Origin of the sequence: Sphingomonas astaxanthinifaciens DSM 22298, assembly GCF_000711715.1 — a bacterium.
In the GTDB taxonomy this organism is placed as follows: Bacteria; Pseudomonadota; Alphaproteobacteria; order Sphingomonadales; family Sphingomonadaceae; genus Sphingomicrobium; species Sphingomicrobium astaxanthinifaciens_A.
This window is the reverse complement of the sequence record NZ_JONN01000002.1, coordinates 317,206-335,994: the sequence shown is the minus strand read 5'-3', so window position 1 is coordinate 335,994 and position 18,789 is coordinate 317,206. Positions and strand designations below refer to the sequence as shown.

Genomic DNA, 18,789 nt, shown 5'->3' with positions numbered 1-18,789 from the left:
CTAATGAATATGCTTACTCATTTGCTAACCGTATCGATTAAGGTTAATAGTGACTCCTGGAACGGCGTCATGCCGTGGAACAGGGAGCAAGTGTCATGTGGAGTCTTTGGAACTGGCTCGTCGGTTCGGGCGCCGCCACCGCGGGTGGCCGCGGCTAAGCAGCCGATCGGCTTCGGCCGACCGATAAAGAGTTTGAAACATGCGCGTCGTGGCCTCTGCCGCGGCGCGCATTTTCTTTGTGGGGCAAGGCTTTAGCGCTAGCCCGACTGCGGGTGGAATGAGTCGCGGGCAACTGCGGAACAGCGGTGTCCGTCCTGCCCCCATGCGCCTTCCGCTAGCCTCCATTATCTGTCTGGCCGCCGGGCTGCGAGCAGCGCGGAAAGCTGGCGAATCGGTTGAGAACAGGCCCGAACCGGCGCGTTCGAATCGGGACCGCGCACGAAAATAGGGCCGCTCGCCCATCGGCGAACCGGCCCTATCCTGCCGGTCGTTCCCGGCACACGGTCCGTGGTGGTCTAGCCCTTCCGGAGCGATCCCGCCTTGTGCGCGGCTTCCTTCCCTTCCTCGGTCTTCACCAGATATTCCGGATTGTCCTTGGACGCCGCGACATGGTGGCCCTTGATGTCCATCGGCTTGGTGACCTTTTTCACGACATGACCATGGGCGGTCCCGCCGTGGCTCGACCAGCTGACCTTGTCGCCGGCCTTGAAGCTCTTCGTCGCCATCTTCTTTCTCCTGTCGGTGTGACGGGAAAACGGGCGGCCGCCGCTCTTGGCTCCTCACCCCGCCTACGGCACAAGGGCCTATGGCGGGCGAACTGGGCGGACAGGGACTGAGCGACGCGCTGGTGATCCTCGGTGCCGCCGGGGTGGTGATCCCCGCCTTCGCACGGATCCGCATCTCGCCGGTGATCGGCTTCATCCTCGTCGGCGCGGCCATCGGGCCAGCGGGCCTCGGGCTCCTGGCGCAGGCGCATCCCTGGCTCGACCCCTTCACCATCGACGACCGCAGCCGGATCGAGCCCTTCGCCGAAATCGGCATCCTGATGCTGCTGTTCGGAATCGGGCTCGAACTCAGCTTCCGCCGCCTGTGGGGGATGCGGCGGCAGGTGTTCGGGCTGGGCGGCGCGCAGATGCTGGCGACCGGGCTGCTGCTCGGCGCGGGGCTGGCGAGCCTCGGCGGATTGTCGCCGGTGTCGGCGCTGGTGCTCGGGATCGCGCTGGCGATGAGCTCGACCGCGATCGTCATGCCGCTCGCGGGAACGAGCAGTACCACCGGTCAGACCGCGCTCGCCATTCTGCTGCTACAGGACCTGAGCCTCGTCCCCATTCTCCTCCTGCTCGACGCCAAGAGCGGGACCGGGGCGCTGCTGGGCGTGGCGGCGGGCGGCGCGACGATGATCGCGGGGCTGCTGCTGGTCGGCCGCTTCCTCCTCCCCCGGCTGTTCGCGCAGGCCGCGCGGACCAAGAGCCCGGAGCTGTTCCTCGCCATCTCGCTGCTCGTGCTGATGCTCGCGAGCGTCGCCACCGGCGCGGTCGGCCTGGGCGCGGTCGCGGGCGCGCTCATCGCCGGGCTGCTGATCGCCGAGACCGACTATCACGCCGAGGTCGAGGTCATCACCGCCCCCTTGCGCGGCCTTGCGCTCGGCATCTTCCTCATCACGGTCGGGATGCGGCTCGACCTCCTCGCGCTGGCGGCGAACTGGCCCGCGCTCCTCGCGGCGACGCTGGCGGTGCTGCTGTGCAAGGCGCTGGTAGTGTTCGCGTTGCTGCGCTGGCGGCGGAGCCGGACCGGGACCGCGCTCGAGACTGGCCTCCTCATGGCAAGCCCGTCCGAGCTCACCTTGATCGTGCTGGCAAGCGCGCTCGCCGCCGGAGTGATCGGCGCCGGGGCGGCCGCCTTCTGGACGCTGGTGACCGCGATCGGGCTCACCCTCACCCCGTTGCTCGCCGCGGCGGGACGGCGAGTGGCGCGGCGGTTCGATCCGCAGGCGCTGAGCAGCGGCGCCTCAGTCGCCACCAACATGACGATCATCTTCGGCTTCGGGCGGGTCGGGCGGATCGTCGCCGACATGCTGGTCGAGCATCGCCGGCCCTATCTCGCGGTCGATGGCGACATCGATTGCGTCGCGGCCGCGCGCGAGGAGCAGCGGAACGTCCTGTTCGGCGACGTCGCGCGCGGTGACGTGGTCGAGCGGTTCGGCCTCTCGCAGGCCGCCGCGGTGGTGCTGACGATGGACGATCCGGTGCTGACCGTGCGGCTGACGCGCGACATCCGCGCCGCCTGCCCCGCCATCTCGATCATCGCCCGGGCCCGCGACGGCGCCCATGCCGCGCAGCTCTACAAGGCCGGCGCGACCGACGCCGTGCCCGAGACGATGGAGGGCTCGTTGCAAATGAGCGAGGCGCTGCTGGTCGACATCGGGGTGGCGATGGGCCCGGTCATCGCCTCGATCCACGAGAAGCGAAGCCAGCTCCGCGCCCAGATCCGCGAAGCGGGCGAGCTGGTCGAGGAGCCGATGCTCGGGCGACGGCGCTAGGCCGAGACCTTCGCCAGCTCGGCCTTGATCGCCTCGAGCGCTTGCGGTGCCTTCGCACCTTCGGGACCGCCGCCCTGCGCCATGTCGGGACGGCCGCCGCCGCCCTGTCCGCCCAGCGTCGCCACCGCCGCCTTGACGAGGTCGACGGCGCTCAACTGGCCGACGAGGTCGGCGGTGATCCCGGCGGCGACCGAGGCGCGGCCGTCGTTGACCGCGATCAGCGCGGCGACGCCCGAGCCCAATTGCCCCTTCATCGAGTCGAGCTCGGAGCGGAGGACCTTGGGATCGAGCCCCTCGACCACGCGGCCGAGGAACTTCAGTCCGCCGACCTCTTCCGGACCCGCCGCAGCCTGCGCCCCGCCCCCGCCAAGCGCGAGCTGGCGCCTTGCATCGGCGAGTTCGCGCTCGAGGCGGCGGGTCTGCTCGACCAGCGCGGCGACGCGCGCCGGAGCCTCGTCGGGCGCGGCCTTGAGGCTGGCCGCGATGGCGCGAAGGCGATTGTCGCGCTCGATCAGCCACTGGCGCGCGGCCTCGCCGGTCAGCGCCTCGATCCGGCGCACGCCCGAGGACACCGCGCTCTCGGAGACGATCTTGAACAGGGCGATGTCGCCGAGCGCAGCGACGTGGGTCCCGCCGCACAGTTCGACGCTGTAGGTTGAGTCGCCGTCGCCGCGGCCCATCGAGAGGACGCGGACCTCGTCGCCATATTTCTCGCCGAACAAGGCCATCGCGCCCTCGGCGATCGCCTCGTCGGGGGTCATCAGCCGGGTCGAGACCGGGTCGTTACGGCGGATGTGGAAGTTCACCTCGGCCTCGATCGCGGCGATGTCGTCGGGCGACAGCGCGGCATTGTGGGCGAAGTCGAAGCGCAGCCGGTCGGGCGCGACGAGGCTGCCCTTCTGAGTGACGTGGCTGCCAAGCCGGCGGCGCAGCGCGGCATGGAGGAGGTGCGTCGCGCTGTGGTTGGCGCGGACCCTGCGGCGGCGCTCCTCGTCGACCTGCTGCTGGACCGTGTCGCCGACCGCGAGGCTGCCCGCCGTCGCCTTGACGCTGAGGACGTGGAGCTTGCCCAATTGCTTCGAGGTGTCGGAAACATCGCCCGCGAAGCCCTTCACGGTGCTGAGCTTTCCGGCGTCACCGACCTGCCCGCCACTCTCGGCGTAGAAGGGGGTCTGGTTGAGGAGCAGCTGCCCCTCCTCGCCCGCGCCGAGCGCATCGACACGCTGGCCGTCGCGGACGATGGCGAGGACCACGCCTTCGCCGTCATGGCCGGCATAACCGGTGAATTCGGTCGCGCCATGCTCCTCGGCGAGATCGAACCAGATCTCGTCCGAGGCGGCCTGGCCCGAGCCCTTCCAGGCGGCGCGGGCGCGGGCCTTCTGCTCGGCCATGGCGGCGTCGAAGCCGGCGCGGTCGACCTCGAGCCCCTGGGCGCGCAGCGCATCCTCGGTCAGGTCGTAGGGGAAGCCATAGGTGTCGTAGAGCTTGAAGGCGGTCTCGCCCGGAAGAGTGCCCCCCTCGCCCATCCCTGCCGTCGCCTCGTCGAGCAGCTTGAGTCCGTTCGAGAGCGTCTGGCGGAAGCGGGTCTCTTCCTGGCGCAGCGTCGCCTCGATCAGCGGCTGCGCCCGGATCAGCTCGGGGTAAGCGGCGCCCATTTCGGCGGTCAGCGCGGGAACCAGCCGGTGCATCAGCGGCTCGGACGCGCCGAGAAGGTGCGCGTGGCGCATCGCGCGGCGCATGATCCGGCGCAGGACATAGCCGCGGCCCTCGTTGGCCGGGAGCACGCCGTCGGCGATGAGGAAGCTGGTCGCGCGGAGGTGATCGGCAATGACCCGGTGCGAGGCCTTTTGCTCGCCTTTCGCGGCGGTCCTGGTCAGCGCTTCGGACGCCGCAATCAGCGCCTTGAAGGTATCAGTGTCGTAATTGTCGTGGACGCCCTGCATGACCGCGGCGATCCGCTCGAGGCCCATGCCGGTGTCGATCGACGGCCGCGGCAGGTCGGAAACGATGACGTCATTTTCCTGCAGATGCTGCATGAAGACGAGGTTCCAGATCTCGACGAAGCGATCGCCGTCCTCGTCGGGGCTGCCCGGAGGACCTCCGGGGATGTGATCGCCGTGATCGTAGAAGATCTCGCTGCACGGGCCCGAGGGACCGTCGGGCCCCATCGCCCAGAAATTGTCCTTGGTGGCGATGCGGATGATGCGTTCGTCGGGAAGCCCGGCGATCCGCTGCCACAGCCCGAACGCCTCGTCGTCGGTGTGGTAGACGGTGACCGTCAGCTTGTCCTTCGGCAGCCCCCACTCGCGGGTCAGCAGGCCCCAGGCGAGCTCGATCGCGCGTTCCTTGAAATAGTCGCCGAACGAGAAATTGCCGAGCATTTCGAAGAAGGTGTGGTGGCGCGCCGTGTAGCCGACATTGTCGAGGTCGTTATGCTTGCCGCCCGCGCGGACGCACTTCTGCGACGAGGTGGCGGTGCTGTACGGCCGCGTCTCGAGCCCGGTGAAGACGTTCTTGAACGGGACCATGCCGGCGTTCACGAACATCAGCGTGGGATCGTTCTGCGGCACCAGCGGCGCAGACGCCTGCCGGCTGTGCCCGGCGGCTTCGAAATAGTCGAGGAAGGAGCGGCGAATGTCGTTGGTCGAGGTCATGGCCGCGCTCCTTACACGGCCCTGCTGCGGTGCGGAAGCGGAGCCTTGGTTCAGGCCGGCTGGCTGTGCATCTCGGCGAAGGAGCGGAATTGCGCCTTGAGGTCGGGGTCGGCGACGCGCTCGGTGAGCTGCTCGACCACGCTGGCGAGACTGGTGGCATAGCCCTGTTCGAAGCCCATGCTCCAGTCGGCGAAGCTGCGCGCCACGATCGGGCGGCGGCTGAGCTGCACCAGCGCGAAGTGGCGCTCGTCGGCGCGGATCCGGGTATAGGCCGCCGCGAGCTGCTCGCTCGGCCCTTCCAGCACCTGCAGGAAACGCCGCCCGCCGGTGACGAGCAGGCCCGTCAGCCCATCGCGCGCATTGTTGCGACGCGACGCCGAGAGAATGGCCTCGATCGTCGCGGAGTCAGGCATGACCCGCGACGTGCTGACATAAACTAATTGTTCCAACGGTGCCTCCAGAAACGCGGAAACGCCCTACCCAAATTGTTCCGTAACCTTACAAGAGTTAACGAAGAGTAAAGCCCTTAATCCAGGTTAGGCTGCGCGGAGGACAAGGGTCCCCGCGAGACCGAGGATCACGAGCATCGTCGGAAGCGCGGTCAGCAGGAATCCCAGCGCCCGCTTCTGCGCATCGACGGCGTAAGTGGTGATGTAGAGGACCCGCCCGGCACACCAGACCAGCCCGTAGAGCGCACCCCATTTGTCGCCCCAGAAGGCCGCGGCAAGCGCCAGCAGGGGGATGAAGGGCACCATCTGCTCGACCGTGTTCTGCTGGGCGCGGAAGACCCGCTCGAACGCCTCGTGCCCGGTCACCGCCGGCGCCTGCACCTTGTAGGTCGCCCGCGCCCGGCCGACCTTGAGCATCGCCCAGATGTAGATGGCGAGCGCCAGCAGCAAGGTGGCGATGGTAAGCGGATAAGCGGTCATGTGGAGCCCCCTCCAGAAGTGAGGGCTCCAGCATGGCCGAGGGCCGGCCGCGGCTCAAGGCCGGGCCTGCTCTGCGTTACCGCGCCAGCTTCTTGTAGCTGGTGCGGGTCGGGCGGTCGGCCTCGGGGCCGAGGCGGCGACGCTTGTCTTCCTCATAGGCCTCGAAATTGCCCTCGAACCATTCGACGTGGCTGTTGCCCTCGAAGGCGAGGATGTGGGTCGCGAGGCGGTCGAGGAAGAAGCGGTCGTGGCTGATGACCACGGCGCAGCCGGCGAAATTCTCGATCGCTTCCTCGAGCGCGCCCAGGGTTTCGACGTCGAGGTCGTTGGTCGGCTCGTCGAGCAGGAGGACGTTGCCACCCTGCTTGAGCATCTTGGCCATGTGGACGCGATTGCGTTCACCGCCCGAGAGCTTGCCGACGTTCTTCTGCTGGTCGGGGCCCTTGAAGTTGAACGCCCCGACATAGGCCCGCGTGCTCGTGTCCTGGCCGTTGACCTTCATGTAGTCGAGCCCGTCCGAAATCTCCTCCCAGACGTTCTTCTTGGGATCGAGATGGTCGCGGCTTTGGTCGACATAGCCGAGGCGCACGGTCTCGCCGAGGCTGACCGTGCCGGTGTCGGGCTCTTCCTTGCCGGTGAGGATCTTGAACAGGGTCGACTTGCCCGCGCCGTTGGGGCCGATGACGCCGACGATCCCGCCCGGCGGCAGGGTGAAGCTCAGGTTCTCGAACAGGATCTTGTCGCCATAGGCCTTGGAGATGTTCTCCACCTCGATGACCTTGCCGCCGAGGCGCTCGGGCACCTGGATGACGATCTGCGCCTTGCCGATCCGCCGGTCGTCCTGCGCGTCCTGGAGCTGCTCGAACTTGCGGATACGCGCCTTGGACTTGCTCTGGCGGGCCGCCGGGGTCTGCCGGATCCACTCGAGCTCGCGGGCCAGCGCCTTCTGCTTGCCACTCTCCTCGCGGCTCTCCTGCTCGAGGCGCTTCGCCTTCTTTTCCAAGTAGGTGGAGTAGTTTCCTTCGTACGGATAATAAGACCCGCGATCGAGCTCGAGGATCCACTCAACGACATTGTCGAGGAAATAGCGGTCGTGGGTGATCATCAGCACCGCGCCAGCATATTCCTTGAGGTGCGTTTCCAGCCACTGGACGCTCTCGGCGTCGAGGTGGTTGGTCGGCTCGTCGAGGAGCAGGATCGAGGGCTTCTGGATGAGCAGGCGGGTCAGCGCGACGCGGCGCTTCTCACCGCCCGACAGGTCCTGGACCGACCAGTCCGAGGGCGGGCAGCGCAGCGCTTCCATCGCGATCTCGAGCTGGTTGTCGAGCGTCCAGCCGTCGACCGCATCGATCTTGCCCTGGAGCTCGCCCATTTCCTCCATCAGCGCGTCGAAGTCGGTGTCGTCCTTGGGATCGCCCATTTCGGCCGAAATGGCGTTGAAGCGATCGACCATGTCGGCGACGTCGCGCGCGCCGTCCTTGACGTTCTCGAGGACGGTCTTGCTGGGGTCGAGCTCGGGCTCCTGCGGCAGGTAGCCGACGGTGATGTTCTCGCCCGGCCAGGCCTCGCCGGTGAACTCCTTGTCGAGCCCGGCCATGATCTTGATCAGCGTCGACTTGCCCGCGCCGTTGGGGCCGACGATGCCGATCTTGGCGCCCTGGTAGAATTGCAGGTTGATGTTGTTGAGGGTCGGCTTGTTCGCGCCGGGGAAGGTCTTCGTGAGATTCTTCATCACGAAGGCATATTGAGCGGCCATGGGGTCGCGGATCCTTAGCTAGACGGTCTGAATGGGGTTGCGCGCCAGATAGTCGCTCGAGGCGCCTTTGCCTAGCGTCAGGGCTCGCCCTGCGGCCGCGGCAGCAGCAGGGCGAGGAGCTTCGCCCGGCATTCGCCATCGATGATCCCGTCGATCCGCTCTGGCCGGAAGCGGCGCTGGAAGGCGATCACGGCCTTCCAGCTGTCGGTGACGTCATAGCCGAAGCGCTCGAGCGCGAGCAGGAAGGCGGCGTCGGACCAATAAGGGTCGATGAGGTTGCGGGTCGGGCTCGGCAGCGCGAGGCGGCGCTTGGCGAGCGCCTCCCATGGGAACAGCTCGCCCGGATCCTCCTTGCGGGTCGGCGCGATGTCCGAATGAGCGACGACATTGCCGCGGCCGATGCCGTGGCGGTCCTTGATCCGCGCGACCAAGGGAATCAGCGCGGCGATCTGCTCGTCGGGAAAGGGGCGATAGCCGAATTCGTGGCCGGGATTGACGATCTCGATCCCGATGCTGGCGCTGTTGACGTCGCGGATCCCGCGCCAGAAGCTCTTCCCCGCGTGCCAGGCGCGGCGCTCCTCCTCGACAAGGGAGTAGATGGTGCCGTCCTCGTCGACGCAATAATGGGCCGAGACCTTGGCCTCGGGCGAGCAGAGCCGGTCGAGCGCCCCCTCGGCCGTGGGCATGCCGGTATAATGGAGCACGATCATGCTGACCGGCAGCGCGCGCTCGTCATGGTTGGGAGAAGGGCGGGAGATGAAGTCCACGGGCCCCTAGGGACAAAAAGCGGCGCGCCAGGTCAAGAGGCTTAGGCCGCCTTGGCCGACTGGTCCTTGAGCCGGTAGAGGCCGCGCATCTCGCGGTCGGTTTCGAGGCTGGTCGCCTGGCCGATCACCGTCTCCCCTGCCCCGAGCATCAGCCAGCCATCGGGCGACAGCGCGGCGGAGAGCCGGTCGAAGGCCTTCCTGCGGGTCGCGTCGTTCAGGTAGAGAAGGACGTTGCGGCACAGGATGAGGTCGAACCGGCCCGGATGCGGTGGCGGCTCGAGCAAATTGTGGACCTGGAAGCGGACCGACTTGCGCAGCGCCTCGGCCGCGCGCCAGCCCGCCGGGGTCTCCTCGAACCAGCGGATCATCTGCTGGATTCCGAGGCCGCGCTGGACCTCGAACTGGGTATAGGTGCCCGCCCGCGCCCGCTCGACCACGCTTTCGCTGACGTCGCTGGCGAGGATGTCGATCGTCCAGCCGTTCCAGCGGACAGGGTCCTCGGCGAACAGCATGGCGAGGCTGTAGGCCTCCTGCCCCGCCGAGCAGCCCGCCGACCAGACGCGGAGCGTCTTCGACCCCTCGCGGCGGCGCGCGAGCTCGGGCAGCGCCGAGGCCTTGAGGAGGTCGAACGGCACGCGATCGCGGAAGAAATAGGTTTCGTTGTTCAACAAAGCCTCCACGACCCGGGTCGACAGGCTGGGCTCGCGGCCCATGACGAGGATGGTGATGAGCTCGTCGATGCTGGCGATCCCGCGCTCGCGCAGCAATTGCGACAGCGCCGTCTCGAGCCGCCAGCGACGGCTCATGGTCAGCTGCTGCCCGGTGCGGGCCTCGAGCATGCCCGCGAGGATCCGGGAGCTGGAATCACTGATCTGCATGGGTCTGGCCAATCCGGGACGCAACACGACGGGCAAGTTTTTCCGGGGGCAGGATGGCGGCGGCGAGCCCCGCCTCGGCGACGGCGCGCGGCATTCCCCAGACCGCGCTCGTCTCTTCGTCCTGGACCAGGACCGATCCCCCGCTTGCGACCAGCGCGGTCGAGCCCTCGACCCCGTCGCGGCCCATGCCCGACAGGATCACCCCGACCGCGCCGGGGCGCTTGAGCGCGGCGACGCTGGCCAGCATCGGGTCGACGCTCGGAAGGCACCCGCTCGAGGCCCGCCCGCCGGTCAGGCGCACCGCGAGACTTCCGTCACGGCGCTCCTCGACGGTGAGGTGGGCATCGCCCGGCGCGATCAGGATTTCGTCGTCGACGAGGCGCATGCCGTCGGCAGCGATGCGAGTGACGCGCTTGGCGGCAGTCCCAAGCTGGCGCGCGAAGACGTCCATGAAGGGTGGCGGCAGGTGCTGGGTGACGATGATAGGCGCGTGGATCCGGCGCGGCAGGTCGGCGAAGAAGCGGCCGAGCGCGTGGATCCCGCCGGTCGAGGCGCCGACCGCGAGCAGCGACAATTCCTCGGTCGCCATCGCGCGGAGCGGCGCGGGCGTCGGGCCCGACGGGGTCGCTTCCTCTTCCTCGGTGATCCCGAGCGCGCGGATCTTGGCGATCAGGATGTCGGCGAAGCGGCCCTGGATGCGCCCGGTGCCGGGCTTGAGCAAGGTGTCGGCGGCGCCCTGCGCCAGCGCCCGGACGGTCGCCGCGGCGCCTTCCTCGGCAAGGCTGGAAACGATCAGGACCCGGGCCCCGCGCGCGACGCGCAGGATGTCGGGAAGCTTGTTCAGCCCACCCGCCCCCGGCATTTCGAGGTCGAGGAGAATGACATCGACGCGGACGTGGGCGAGCGCCTCGACTGCGTCCTCGGCGGTGCCGGCGACGGCGGCGATCTCGATCCCGCCGCCCAGTTCGACCATCCGCGTCAGCACCGCGCGCGCGACGAGCGAATCGTCGACGATCATCAGCCGAAGCGGGCGGACCTGCGGGTGATGGGGCGCCGCGGTCTGTCTGGCGAGCGCCGAAGCCATGGGAGGAGGCTCAGGCGACGCCGACGAGTTGCAGCTTGATGTGGAGCGTCTCGCGGTCGAACGGCTTCATCACATATTCGTCCGCCCCAGCCTCGAGCGCGGCGCGGATATGCGCCATGTCGTTCTCGGTGGTGCAGAAGACGACCTTGGGCTGGTCGCTGTGGCCGCGCTGGCGAAGGAGCTTCAAAAATTCCATGCCGCTCATCACCGGCATGTTCCAGTCGAGCAGAACCACGTCGGGCATCGCCGCCTCGCAGCGCTCGAGCGCCTCGCGGCCGTCGCCGGCCTCCTCGACGCTGAATTCGAGCGTCTCGAGGATGTGGCGCGCGACCTTCCGGATGACCTTGGAGTCGTCGACGATGAGGCAGGTCTTCATAAGTGGAGCACCGTTCCGAGAAGCAGTTGGTTCGTTGAAAGGAGGTCTAGCCTGCGAGGGTTAAGATTTTGGTCAGGCCGCCTGCCGGGCGGCATCGGGGCCGGCGACCAGCGCGCCGACGTCGACCAGCAGCAGCGCGCCTTCCTCGGTCTCGACCATGCCGGTCGAGACCCGCTCCCAGCCCTCGCCCATGGCCGCGCGGACCGGCGCGGGATCGCTCTGGGCCTCGATCACGTCCTCGACCCCGTCGACGATCAACGCATAATGATGGCCGTCGAGCTCGGTCACCGCGGCTTCGAGGATGCCGTCGAGCACGTCGGGCATGTCGAGCCCGAGCGAACGGCGGCAGCAGATCACCGTCAGCACCCGGCTGCGCAGCGCCGAGAGGCCCGCGACATGCTCGGCCGCGCGGGGCACTGGAATGAGGGTGTCGAGCTCGACCACGCTCTCGATCCGCGCGGCGGGCATGGCGACGCGCTGGCCGGCGATCCGGACCACGAGCAGGAGTTCGTTCATGCCTTTGCTCCCCTGGCGGCGGCATCGCGCAGCGCGACCAGCAGGCCAGCGCGGTCGTAGCGGTAGATGTGATTTTCGTTGGCCGGCGCGTCGGGCTCGGGGCTGAGCCAGAGCGTCCGCTTCGCGGCGGCCCCCTCGGTCCCGGCCCAGGCAATGGCGAGGTCGGCGGCGACCTCGCTGTCGCTCGGCACCACGCGATAGCCCGCGGCCTCGACGATCGGTCGGAGCATGTTGCGGACCCACGGGTCGGCGAGGTCGAGGCGGCACACCGGCGGGGTGTCGAGCGCGGCCGCCCCCTGCCCTTCGGTCGCGAACAGCCAGTGGGCGTCGACCAGTTCGGCGGGCTCGCCGGCGACGAGGGTCACCCCCTCGACCGGACCCGGCACGTCGGCGGGAATGACATTCTCGGCGATGGCGTCGAGGTCGATCACCTCGCGGAAGGCGAGGCCGAGCTGGACGTCGCCGTCGCTGAGGCGGAACAGGCGGACCTTCTCGTGCGCCTCCGGGGGCACGTCGATCCCGGCCAGCGGCAGTATGTCCTGGCCGAGCTGCACGCGGATCCGGCCCGCGGCCATGGAAATCGCGCTGCCCGGGACTTCCTCGATCCGGTCGACGATCCCCAGGCGGATCGCGCGGCGGTTGCCGAGCCGGTCACGGAACAGGAGCACGGGGGTCGCTTCCTCGGCCTTGGCGGGCGCGGCCTCGTCGAGCAGGCGGACGCTGCGTTCCTGGGTCTCGATCTTGACGCCGCCGACGCGGGCGAGCCCGGCGGGGTCGAACAGCAGGATGGGCGAGCCGTCGTCGGCAAGCGTGGTCCCGGCATAGAGGCCGGTCGCCATCACCGCGGGCGCGGCGGGCTTGACCACCAGTTCCTCATGGTCGTGGACCCGGTCGACCGCCAGCGCATAGACGTCGCCGCCGGCGGGCTTGAGGACGATCAAGGTGCGCTCCTCCTCGGTGAGCGGGCTGTCGAGGCCGAGCACGTCTGCGAGCACGATCTCGGGGACCCGGCGGCCGCGGATGGTGACGATGCCCGCGCCGCCGACATGGGACAGTTCGACCGCCTCGCCGCCCGCTCGCACGATCTCCTCGATCGCGACCCGGGGAATGGCGAAATGCTGGTTGCCGATCGAGACGGTGAGCGCGGGAATGATGGTGAGGGTCAGCGGCACCCGGACGGTGATGCGGGTCCCCTGCCCGACCTTGCTTTCGACTTCGACCAGACCGCCGATCCGCTCGACGTTGGAGCGGACGACGTCCATGCCGACCCCGCGGCCCGAGATGCTGGTCACCTCGCGTGCGGTCGACAGGCCGGCCTCGAAGATGAGGTTGAGCTGCTCGCGCGACGACAGGCGGGCCGCGTCGGCGCTTTCGATGATGCCGACGTCGAGCGCCTTGGCGACGAGCTTCTTGCCGTCGATCCCGCGGCCGTCGTCGACGATGTCGATCAGGATCTGGTTGCCCGACTGGCGCGCCGAGACGCTCAGGAGGCCGATCTCGCGCTTGCCGGCCTTGAGCCGCTCGGCCGGGGGCTCGATCCCGTGGTCGACCGCGTTGCGGACGATGTGGGTCAGGGGGTCGCGGATCATCTCGATCATCTCGCGGTCGAGTTCGACGTCGCCGCCGTCGATGTCGACGAGCACCTGGCGACCGAGCTCGGCGGAAAGGTCGCGGACCATCCGCGGCAGGCCGACGAACAGGCTCTCGATCCGCTGCATCCGGGTCCGGGTGATGGCGTCGCGCATCTCGGCGATGATCCCGCTCATCCGCTCGAAGGCGCCGGCCACCGCGACATCGGCATTGCCGTCGCGCAGCCGCCGGGCCAGCTCGTTGCGGGCGAGGACGAGGTCGCTGACCCCGCTCATCATCCGGTCGAGTAGGTCGACCGACAGGCGGATGGTGCGCGGCGCGGCGCCGCTGGCGAAGGCATTGGCGACGGGGTTGGCCGCAGGCGCGGGCTGGGCCGGTTGGGCGGGCTGCTCGGCGCCGGGCTTGAGGGCCTCGATCAGGTCCTCGTCGCTGCCGTCCGGAAGCGGCTGGCCGGCGGCGATCACCTCGACCATCTCGCCGATCCGGTCGATCACCGCGAGGACCGCGCTGACGAGGGCCGGATCGGGCTGGCGGCGGCCGGCGCGGACATCGGCGAGCGCGTCCTCGGCGGCGTGGCTCAGCGCCTCGAGCCGGGGAAAGTCGAAAAAGCCGCAATTTCCCTTCACCGTGTGGACGAAGCGGAAAATGCTGTCGAGCCGGGCGCGGTCCTGCGGCTGCGCCTCCCAGGCGACGATCTCGCCGCCGAGGCTTTCCAGCATGTCCCGGCATTCGGAGACGAAATCGGCAATCAGATCGTCCATGGCCTCACTTCACTCGGCTGCATCAGGGCCGAGGTAACGCGCGAGGGTTAAGGGCGCGTTAGTGGGCTAGGCGAGGAAAGCGGGGTCGAGCACGATGCGGCCGTCCTCGAGGTCGGCGATCCCGGGCCGGAACGGGATGAGCGCGCGCTTGCCGCCGTCACGTTCGATTTCGAGGAGGTCGCCGGCGCCGAAATTCTCGACCGCGACCACGGTGCCGAGTGCGGCTCCGTCGCCGTCCACGCAGGGCAGGCCGAGGAGGTCGGCATGATAATATTCGCCCTCGCCAAGTGGCGGCAAGGCGTCACGGTCGACCTCGACCAAGGTGCCCCGAAGCGCCTCGGCGGCATTGCGGTCGGCGACGCCCTCGAAGCGCGCGGTCGGGCTCTTGGCCGTGCCGCCGACATGGAGCAGCCGGCGAAGCTGGCCGCCGACATGAAGCTTGTCGTGGGCGCGGAGGCTCTCGGGCCCCTCGCCAAACAACTTGAGGCGCACCTCGCCGCGGACGCCATGGGCGCCGGCGATGGCGGCAAGGGTGATGCGGGTCGTCATCGGCAATGGGTCTCGACTTCGCCCGGCACCAACGGAGCGTGGCTCCGCTTGTCCCGAGCGAAGTCGAGGGACATGGCTTAGCCTTCGGCCTTCTCGGCGCCTTCGGCCGGAGCGGCCTCGTCCGAACCTTCGGCCGGCTCGGGCTGGGTCGGGGCGCTGACCGGCTCGGCCTCGGCGGCCGGAGCTTCCTCGGCCGGAGCCTCGGCAGCGGCTTCCTCGACGACCGGGGTCTCGGCGGCAGCCTCCTCGGCGACCACTTCCTCGGCGGCCGGCTCTTCGGCCGGGGCCGGCTCGGCGGCGGCGGCGGCAGCGGCCTCGGCGGCCTCAGCGGCCTTGGTCGCACGCTCCTCGGCGCGCTCGGTCGCCTTCTCGCCCGGCTTGCCCTTGTTCGGGTTGTTGCGCGCGGTGCGCTCCTTGAGGCCGGCGGCGTCGAGGAAGCGGGCGACGCGATCGGTCGGCTGGGCGCCGACGCTCAGCCAGTGGCTGATGCGGTCGTGGTCGAGCTTGACGCGCTCGGGCGAATCCTTCGCGAGCAGCGGGTTGTAGGTGCCGACCTTCTCGATGAAGCGGCCGTCACGGGCGTTGCGGCTGTCGGCCACGACGATGCGATAATAAGGACGCTTCTTGGAGCCGCCGCGAGCGAGGCGAATTGCTACTGCCATTGGTTCATTCCTTCTTCTAGTTCGTTGTTATTTCTTGCTGAAACGGTCGCCGCCCGGCGGCAGGCCGAACGGGCTGGAACCCCCGGGAAGACCCGGCAGGCCGGGCGCTCCGGCACCGGGGAGGAGGCCGCCCATCGCGCCCTCCATGCCGCCCTTGCCGAACATCGCCGCGAGCTTGCCGAGGCCGCCCATCTTCTTGAGGCGCTTCATCGCGCCTTCCATCTCCTGATGCATCTTGAGGAGCTTGTTGACGTCCTGGACGGTCCGTCCCGCGCCCTTGGCGATGCGGATCTTGCGCTTGGCGTTGATGAGACCGGGCTTGGCCCGCTCGGTCGCGGTCATCGAGGAGAGCATCGCCTCGAGGTGGATCAGCGCCTTGGTGTCCTGCGCCTTCTCCATCGCGCCCTTCATGCCCTTCATCCCGGGCATCATGCCGGCAAGCGCGCCAAGGCCGCCCATGCGCTGCATCTGCTGGAGCTGCATGCGCAGGTCGTCGAGGTCGAACTTGCCCTTGGCCATCTTGGCCGCGAGCTTTTCGGCGTCCTCGACCTTGATCGTCTCGGCGGCGCGCTCGACCAGGCTGACGACGTCGCCCATGCCAAGGATGCGCCCGGCGACGCGGCTCGGGTGGAAGGGCTCGAGCGCCTCGAGGCCTTCGCCCGTACCGGCGAACTTGATCGGCTTGCCGGTGACCGCGCGCATCGACAGCGCCGCGCCGCCGCGGGCATCGCCATCCATGCGGGTGAGGATGACGCCGGTGAGGTCGATCTGCTGGCCAAAGCCCTTGGCGACGTTGACCGCGTCCTGGCCGGTCAGGCTGTCGACGACGAGCAGGGTCTCGGCCGGACGGCTCACCTCGGCGACCGCCTTCATCTCGCCCATCAGGCTGTCGTCGACGTGGAGGCGGCCCGCGGTGTCGAGCAGCAGGACGTCATAGCCCTGAAGCTTGGCCGACTGGAGCGCGCGGCGGGCAATGTCGACCGGCGACTGGCCGGGCACGATCGGCAGCGTGTCGACCTTGGCCTGGCGGCCGAGCACGGCAAGCTGCTCCTGCGCCGCCGGACGGGCGACGTCGAGGCTCGCCATCAGGACCTTCTTGCGGTCCTTTTCGGTGATCCGCTTGGCCAGCTTGGCGGTCGAGGTCGTCTTGCCCGAGCCCTGGAGGCCGACCATCATGATGACCGCGGGCGGGGTGACGGCGAGGTCGAGCTCGGCGCTGTCGGCGCCCAGCATCTCGACCAGCGCGTCGTTGACGATCTTGACGACCTGCTGGCCCGGCGTGACCGAGCGCAGCACTTCCTGGCCGACCGCACGCTCGGTGACCTGGTCGACGAAGTCGCGGGCGACCGGCAGCGCGACGTCGGCCTCGAGCAGCGCCACGCGCACTTCGCGCATGGCCCCGCGCACGTCGGCCTCGGTGAGGGCGCCGCGGCCGCGAAGCTTGTCGAATACGCCGCCGAGGCGGTCGCTGAGGGTCTCGAACATTCTCACTCAACTCCGGTATCGACGGGCACAAAGCGAAAACCGCCGGCGGGCGAAACCTCGCCGGCCAGCGTGCCCCGAAAGGCGCTCATCGATGATTGTCACGAATGACGGAGCGGCGCTTAGCCCAAGAGACGAACAAGTTCAACTGTGGCCCGGGCGCCGCTTGCGAGGCGGTAAAGCCTCGTTAGACTGATCTGCATTAGTGCTCGGGGTACTAAGGGGGACAGTAAGTGATGATGCGTTCGTTCGGGGGCAGCATGGCCGCGGCCGTGCTGGTAATGCCTGCTGCGGCCCACGCGGCCGATCCCACCCCTTCGATCAGGCCCGCTCCGGCCTGGGTCGTGCCGGTCAAGGTCCCGACCCCCAATCCCAAGCTGCTCGCGCTGCCGGCGCAGGTTCTGGTCCTCAACGTCCAGGAGCGGCTCGCCCGGGAGGCGACCACCACCTATCTCGAATATGTCGCGCAGCCCCAGACGGTGACCGGTCTCCAGGGCATCGGCACGGTCGCGATGCCGTGGAACGTCGAGCGCTCCGACTTCGCCATCCACAAGATCGAGATCAACCGCGCGGGCAAGGTCATCAACGCCCTCGACCCCGCCGCGATGATGGTGCTCCGGCAGGAGACCAACCTCGACAAGGCGATGCTCGACGGTGGCCGCACGGTGGTGCTGCCCGTCAAGGGCCTCCAGCTCGGCGACCGGCTGACGGTGGCGGTGAGCTACACCACCAAGGCGCCGGTCATCGCGGTCCGGCCCGAGGAAGTGTGGATGGTCAACGCCGACGAGACGATCAACCGCACCGAGCGGCGGCTGATCGTCCCCGACGACCTGGCGGTGAAATGGTATCGGGCGCCGGCCACGGCCGAACCGACGGTCACCAAGGCCGGCGGTTACACCGACTATTTCTTCGTCGGAAGCGGCGCCAAGGCGCGCGAATGGCCGACGGGAACGCCGTCGCGCTTCACGGCGCCGCTGGTGCAGGTGACCGCCTGGTCGAACTGGAACGAGGTCGCGACCGCGGTCATCCCGCTGTTCGCCAAGGCGCGCACGATCAAGGACGGCTCGCCGCTCGCTGCCGAGGCCGACCGCATCGCCGCGGCCTCCAAGGATCCCGAGCAGCGCCTGCTCGCCGCGCTTCGCCTGGCGCAGGAAAAGGTCCGCTACGTCGCGCTGCTGCTCGGCCAGGGCGCCTATGTCCCGGTCGGCGCCGAGGAAACGTGGGAGCAGAAGTTCGGCGACTGCAAGGGCAAGACCGCGCTCCTGCTCGGCCTGCTCGACCGGCTGGGGATCGAGGCCGAGCCGATGCTCGTCAGCAGCAGCCTCAATTCGTACATGCCCGAGCTCCACCCCTCGCTGGCGGTCTTCGACCATGTGATGGTGCGCGCCCGGGTCAATGGCAGGACGCTCTACCTCGATCCCACCAGCTACGGGCAGCGAACCGTTTCCGAGCTGAGCCGGTCCGCCTTCGTGCGCGGGCTTCCCCTCGTCCCCGGCACCGACCTCATCTCCATCGCGCGGACGATCCCCGCGCAGGCCCTGTCCCAGGCCGATGTCGTCTGGGACGGTCGCCAGGGGTTCGAGCGGCGGGTGCCGTTCACCGCCACGCTGGTCCTTCGCGACGAGACCGCCTCGCAGATGCGCGCGGCCAAGGCGGCGAGCGAGGATGCCGACAAGCATCTCGAGAATTTGCAGAATTTCGTGCCCGGGGTTGCCAACAAGGACCTTGCGCTCAAGTCCGAGGAGCCGGAGCAGCCCGACGGCAGCTACAAGGTGACCTTCGCCGGGACCGCGACCATGGACTGGTCGCCGATCAAGGGCCTGAAGGGCTATCGCTACGAGCTCAGCCAGAACACCGTGAAATGGGAGTTCGAGGACGGCCGCTCGGGCGACAAGGACCGCGACCTGCCGCTGGTGATGAACTGGCCTTATTATATCGCAAGCAGCGAGACGATCCTGCTTCCCAATGGGGGCAAGGGCTTCAAGGCCGAGGGTGAGCAGATCGACCGGCGGTTCGGGGCGGTCCGGATCACCCGCTCGATCGGGATCGAGGGCGACAAGGCGGTCACCCGCGCGGTCTTCGTCCACGAAAAGCCCGAAGCCAGCGCCGAGGAAACGCGCAGCATGAAGAAGGTGGCCGACGAGCTGAACGACAAGTTCGCCTACGTCGTCGCGCCCGGCAAGATCCGCCCGGTCAAGGACGAGGAAGGGAAGAAGGACTGAGGCGAGGCCGCCGCGCCCTGGCCA

General features: G+C 68.7%; 16 protein-coding genes. 2 read left to right on the top strand and 14 right to left on the bottom strand.

The window, feature by feature from the left end; all coding sequences use genetic code 11:
- Nucleotides 1-515: 515 nt before the first annotated feature.
- Nucleotides 516-725: a hypervirulence associated TUDOR domain-containing protein gene (locus tag BS69_RS0112685; RefSeq protein ID WP_029942327.1), complete on the bottom strand. Its 210-nt coding sequence runs from the start codon at nucleotides 723-725 to the stop codon at nucleotides 516-518.
- An 80-nt stretch (nucleotides 726-805) separates the two neighbouring features.
- Between BS69_RS0112685 and BS69_RS0112680 the strand changes: the two genes are divergently transcribed.
- Nucleotides 806-2,539 carry a cation:proton antiporter domain-containing protein gene (locus tag BS69_RS0112680; RefSeq protein WP_029942326.1) on the top strand — a complete coding sequence of 578 codons (1,734 nt, stop codon included), beginning with the start codon at nucleotides 806-808 and terminating at the stop codon, nucleotides 2,537-2,539.
- Here the strand turns inward: BS69_RS0112680 and alaS are convergent.
- From alaS to ffh, 13 genes are all read right to left on the bottom strand, one after another.
- Nucleotides 2,536-5,193 (bottom strand): alanine--tRNA ligase, encoded by a 2,658-nt coding sequence (gene alaS / locus BS69_RS0112675; RefSeq protein WP_029942325.1) that lies wholly within the window; start codon nucleotides 5,191-5,193, stop codon nucleotides 2,536-2,538. The two genes, BS69_RS0112680 and alaS, sit on opposite strands and share 4 nt — an antisense overlap.
- 50 nt (nucleotides 5,194-5,243) lie before the next feature.
- Nucleotides 5,244-5,642 (bottom strand): BLUF domain-containing protein, encoded by a 399-nt coding sequence (locus tag BS69_RS0112670; protein WP_037504872.1) that lies wholly within the window; start codon nucleotides 5,640-5,642, stop codon nucleotides 5,244-5,246.
- An 87-nt stretch (nucleotides 5,643-5,729) separates the two neighbouring features.
- Nucleotides 5,730-6,122: an MAPEG family protein gene (locus BS69_RS0112665; RefSeq protein ID WP_029942323.1), complete on the bottom strand. Its 393-nt coding sequence runs from the start codon at nucleotides 6,120-6,122 to the stop codon at nucleotides 5,730-5,732.
- 76 nt (nucleotides 6,123-6,198) lie between these two features.
- Entirely contained in the window at nucleotides 6,199-7,878 is a 1,680-nt protein-coding gene (ettA, locus tag BS69_RS0112660; protein ID WP_029942322.1) for an energy-dependent translational throttle protein EttA, read from the bottom strand.
- A 77-nt stretch (nucleotides 7,879-7,955) separates the two neighbouring features.
- On the bottom strand, nucleotides 7,956-8,588 hold the full coding sequence (locus tag BS69_RS0112655) for an N-acetylmuramoyl-L-alanine amidase (RefSeq protein WP_211248130.1): 633 nt from the start codon (nucleotides 8,586-8,588) through the stop codon (nucleotides 7,956-7,958).
- Between the two features lie 98 nt (nucleotides 8,589-8,686).
- Entirely contained in the window at nucleotides 8,687-9,523 is an 837-nt protein-coding gene (locus tag BS69_RS0112650) for a CheR family methyltransferase (RefSeq protein ID WP_029942320.1), read from the bottom strand.
- Nucleotides 9,510-10,607, bottom strand: coding sequence for a chemotaxis protein CheB (locus BS69_RS0112645; RefSeq protein ID WP_029942319.1), 1,098 nt, complete (start codon nucleotides 10,605-10,607; stop codon nucleotides 9,510-9,512). The genes BS69_RS0112650 and BS69_RS0112645 overlap by 14 nt, the downstream gene beginning before the upstream one ends.
- 10 nt (nucleotides 10,608-10,617) lie before the next feature.
- Nucleotides 10,618-10,983 carry a response regulator gene (locus BS69_RS0112640; protein ID WP_029942318.1) on the bottom strand — a complete coding sequence of 122 codons (366 nt, stop codon included), beginning with the start codon at nucleotides 10,981-10,983 and terminating at the stop codon, nucleotides 10,618-10,620.
- Between the two features lie 72 nt (nucleotides 10,984-11,055).
- Entirely contained in the window at nucleotides 11,056-11,499 is a 444-nt protein-coding gene (locus tag BS69_RS0112635; RefSeq protein WP_029942317.1) for a chemotaxis protein CheW, read from the bottom strand.
- Nucleotides 11,496-13,850, bottom strand: a complete 2,355-nt coding sequence (locus BS69_RS0112630; RefSeq protein WP_029942316.1) for a chemotaxis protein CheA — start codon at nucleotides 13,848-13,850, stop codon at nucleotides 11,496-11,498. Before BS69_RS0112630 ends, BS69_RS0112635 begins: the two co-directional genes overlap by 4 nt.
- Nucleotides 13,851-13,916: 66 nt before the next feature.
- Nucleotides 13,917-14,399 (bottom strand): ribosome maturation factor RimM, encoded by a 483-nt coding sequence (gene rimM / locus BS69_RS0112625; RefSeq protein WP_029942315.1) that lies wholly within the window; start codon nucleotides 14,397-14,399, stop codon nucleotides 13,917-13,919.
- A 77-nt stretch (nucleotides 14,400-14,476) separates the two neighbouring features.
- The gene (gene rpsP / locus BS69_RS0112620) at nucleotides 14,477-15,061 is read right to left on the bottom strand and encodes a 30S ribosomal protein S16 (RefSeq protein ID WP_029942314.1); all 585 of its coding nucleotides are present in this window, start codon (nucleotides 15,059-15,061) and stop codon (nucleotides 14,477-14,479) included.
- Between the two features lie 27 nt (nucleotides 15,062-15,088).
- The gene (gene ffh / locus BS69_RS0112615) at nucleotides 15,089-16,546 is read right to left on the bottom strand and encodes a signal recognition particle protein (protein WP_029942313.1); all 1,458 of its coding nucleotides are present in this window, start codon (nucleotides 16,544-16,546) and stop codon (nucleotides 15,089-15,091) included.
- A 233-nt stretch (nucleotides 16,547-16,779) separates the two neighbouring features.
- Here ffh and BS69_RS0112610 point away from each other — a divergent pair, with 233 nt between their 5' ends.
- The gene (locus BS69_RS0112610) at nucleotides 16,780-18,765 is read left to right on the top strand and encodes a DUF3857 domain-containing protein (RefSeq protein ID WP_029942312.1); all 1,986 of its coding nucleotides are present in this window, start codon (nucleotides 16,780-16,782) and stop codon (nucleotides 18,763-18,765) included.
- The last annotated feature ends 24 nt before the right edge of the window (nucleotides 18,766-18,789 follow it).

Coding starts and splice junctions, on each gene's coding strand:
- BS69_RS0112685 (WP_029942327.1), bottom strand. CDS start 725: ATGGCGACGAAGAGCTTCAAGGCCGGCGACAAGGTCAGCTGGTCGAGC.
- BS69_RS0112680 (WP_029942326.1), top strand. CDS start 806: ATGGCGGGCGAACTGGGCGGACAGGGACTGAGCGACGCGCTGGTGATC.
- alaS (WP_029942325.1), bottom strand. CDS start 5,193: ATGACCTCGACCAACGACATTCGCCGCTCCTTCCTCGACTATTTCGAA.
- BS69_RS0112665 (WP_029942323.1), bottom strand. CDS start 6,122: ATGACCGCTTATCCGCTTACCATCGCCACCTTGCTGCTGGCGCTCGCC.
- ettA (WP_029942322.1), bottom strand. CDS start 7,878: ATGGCCGCTCAATATGCCTTCGTGATGAAGAATCTCACGAAGACCTTC.
- BS69_RS0112655 (WP_211248130.1), bottom strand. CDS start 8,588: ATGATCGTGCTCCATTATACCGGCATGCCCACGGCCGAGGGGGCGCTC.
- BS69_RS0112650 (WP_029942320.1), bottom strand. CDS start 9,523: ATGCAGATCAGTGATTCCAGCTCCCGGATCCTCGCGGGCATGCTCGAG.
- BS69_RS0112645 (WP_029942319.1), bottom strand. CDS start 10,607: ATGGCTTCGGCGCTCGCCAGACAGACCGCGGCGCCCCATCACCCGCAG.
- BS69_RS0112640 (WP_029942318.1), bottom strand. CDS start 10,983: ATGAAGACCTGCCTCATCGTCGACGACTCCAAGGTCATCCGGAAGGTC.
- BS69_RS0112635 (WP_029942317.1), bottom strand. CDS start 11,499: ATGAACGAACTCCTGCTCGTGGTCCGGATCGCCGGCCAGCGCGTCGCC.
- BS69_RS0112630 (WP_029942316.1), bottom strand. CDS start 13,850: ATGGACGATCTGATTGCCGATTTCGTCTCCGAATGCCGGGACATGCTG.
- rimM (WP_029942315.1), bottom strand. CDS start 14,399: ATGACGACCCGCATCACCCTTGCCGCCATCGCCGGCGCCCATGGCGTC.
- rpsP (WP_029942314.1), bottom strand. CDS start 15,061: ATGGCAGTAGCAATTCGCCTCGCTCGCGGCGGCTCCAAGAAGCGTCCT.
- ffh (WP_029942313.1), bottom strand. CDS start 16,546: ATGTTCGAGACCCTCAGCGACCGCCTCGGCGGCGTATTCGACAAGCTT.
- BS69_RS0112610 (WP_029942312.1), top strand. CDS start 16,780: ATGATGCGTTCGTTCGGGGGCAGCATGGCCGCGGCCGTGCTGGTAATG.